The 2,260-nt window shown below is 39.5% G+C and carries 2 protein-coding genes; one reads left to right on the plus strand and one right to left on the minus strand.

Annotation, left to right across the window (positions count from 1 at the left end; translation table 11 throughout):
• Positions 1-138 precede the first annotated feature (138 nt).
• Positions 139-579: a hypothetical protein gene (locus B5G52_RS21685; protein WP_087534699.1), complete on the plus strand. Its 441-nt coding sequence runs from the start codon at positions 139-141 to the stop codon at positions 577-579.
• A 59-nt stretch (positions 580-638) separates the two neighbouring features.
• On the opposite strand, the gene B5G52_RS21690 is transcribed toward B5G52_RS21685, so the two are convergent.
• The gene (locus B5G52_RS21690) at positions 639-2,060 is read right to left on the minus strand and encodes a sodium:alanine symporter family protein (RefSeq protein ID WP_087534700.1); all 1,422 of its coding nucleotides are present in this window, start codon (positions 2,058-2,060) and stop codon (positions 639-641) included.
• Between the last annotated feature and the right edge of the window lie 200 nt (positions 2,061-2,260).

Below are 2,260 nucleotides of genomic sequence, written 5' to 3' on the forward strand. Positions count from 1 at the left end.
CCGGTTCAAGTCCGGCCTCGGGCACCACTTTATATCTTCTATTAGAAAAACCTTCTAAACTAAATCATACAAATCAATTCCTATTTCAAATCTAATACTATACGTTTAATCCATCAATGCGTTTAAGAGAATTATTGTATGGAGAACTTTAAGCAGGGTCTTAACCAATTCTGGGTAGGAGCTGTATTTGGTGTATGTTTAGCGCTTTCATTAGTTTTAATACCAGTCGCAATTGTTTTATCTACTGTAAACGATGTCCTTAAAATTACTGAGTTCAGTACATTAGTAACGCAAGTCAGCCAAATGGTCGAACATACTCAAGATAAAATTGCATCAGGCACAGAAAAGCTGTCATCACCCTCTATTGCTAATATTGATAAACGGGCATTCCAAAAGGTGATGACAGCAATACAAGAGTATCAAACTCGCTCTTCAGAACTGATGTCAACGGCACAGAAGTTAGCTCTTAAACAACAATTACAACAGCAGCTAAACAAAGAGCTAGAAGCTAAATTTGACTCACAGCAAGTAGGTAAGGCAATGGGGATTTTTATGCTGATCGTAGAAAACAAAAATTAAATGAAACCAAGACACCAAAAAGGGAGCACTGAGGCTCCCTTAGTTAACACCTAAAGCTATTAGTCTTTATGCCAAATACCTTTTGGTATGCTTTGATCAAGTTGTTTGTTCTGGGTTGGATCGAAACTCGGAATTTTTCCAGCTTTACGTTGTGCGTTGTAATCATTCGAAAGCCAGAATACGACACCAGATAACATAAACAGGGCAATAACGTTGACTATTGCCATCATACCCATGGAAATATCAGCTAAAGTCCAAATAAGACCTAGCTCACTTACAGAACCAAACATCACCATTGCAAGTACAATTATGCGGAAAATAAGCATACCATGTTCATGGTTGTGCTCTAAAAAGAGCAAATTAGTTTCTGCATATGAATAGTTAGCAACAATAGAAGTAAACGCAAAGAATAGTATTGCAATAGCGACAAAAACGGCACCCCAGCTACCAACGTGTTCTTCAAGTGCAGCTTGCGTTAAAGCAATACCTGTAACACCTGAGTCAGCGACAAGTTGGTCTGATAGTAATATCAGCGCAGCAGTTGCACTACAGATCACTACCGTATCAATAAAGACTCCCAGCATTTGTACATAACCTTGTGATGCTGGGTGTGGTGGATTAGGTGTTGCAGTAGCAGCAGCGTTTGCGGCACTACCCATGCCTGCTTCATTTGAAAATAGGCCGCGTTTGATCCCTTGAATCATCGCTTGCATAACACCGTAGCCAATCGCACCTGCACCAGCTTGCTCGATTCCAAATGCGCTATTAATAATACGCATAAATACGGTTGGTAATTCTGATGCATTCATTGCACACACATACAGTGCAACAAGTAGGTAAGCTAAGGCCATAAACGGCACTACCATTTCAGCAAAACGTGAAATAGTCTTAAGGCCACCGAATATGATAATGCCAGAGCCGAGTACCAGTACTAAACCAACCACGTAGTTAGGTATATCAAAGGCCACTTCAAATGCAGCGGCGATAGAATTTGATTGCACAGCATTAAACACTAAACCGAAGGCTAGAATTAGACACAGAGAGAATATCACCCCCATCCAGCGTTTACCTAAACCATACTGCATATAATAAGCAGGGCCACCACGAAAGTTACCATGTTCATCCCGTGTTTTATACGCTTGTGCTAAGGTACTTTCAGCAAAACTGGTAGCCATACCTATTAATGCAATCAGCCACATCCAAAAAATAGCACCTGCACCACCTAAATAAAGTGCTACAGCAACACCTGCCATATTACCAGTACCTACCCGTGCTGCTAGAGAAGTACAAAAGGCTTGAAATGATGAAATGCCATTTTTATCACATTGGCGAGAATTAAACATGACCTTAATCATGTGAGGGAATTGCACAAATTGAATAAACTTAAGTTTAATGGTAAAGAACAGTCCAGCTGCTATTAATAAGTAGACGAGAATATGACCCCATAATAGTCCACTTATACTATTTATTATATCTATCATGTTATATGCCTAATGAACGAGTTTGTAAAACAGCGGGCAAGTTACCATAAGCTGAACTGATAGTTTAGTGTAGAGATGAAAAAAGGCGGGTTATCCACAGGGTTTTATTAGTAAGTTGTCAGTTTCTTTTGGGTATCATGGGTGGAAAAATTAAATGCACATTTATGAATAAAAACGCTTGCGTAAAAATCTGTTCTCCC

This window comes from Pseudoalteromonas sp. A601 (assembly GCF_002165575.1).
Classification (GTDB): domain Bacteria; phylum Pseudomonadota; class Gammaproteobacteria; order Enterobacterales; family Alteromonadaceae; genus Pseudoalteromonas.

Excerpts from the sequence above, each read along its gene's own strand:
- B5G52_RS21685 (WP_087534699.1), top strand. The coding sequence starts at position 139 with ATGGAGAACTTTAAGCAGGGTCTTAACCAATTCTGGGTAGGAGCTGTA.
- B5G52_RS21690 (WP_087534700.1), bottom strand. The coding sequence starts at position 2,060 with ATGATAGATATAATAAATAGTATAAGTGGACTATTATGGGGTCATATT.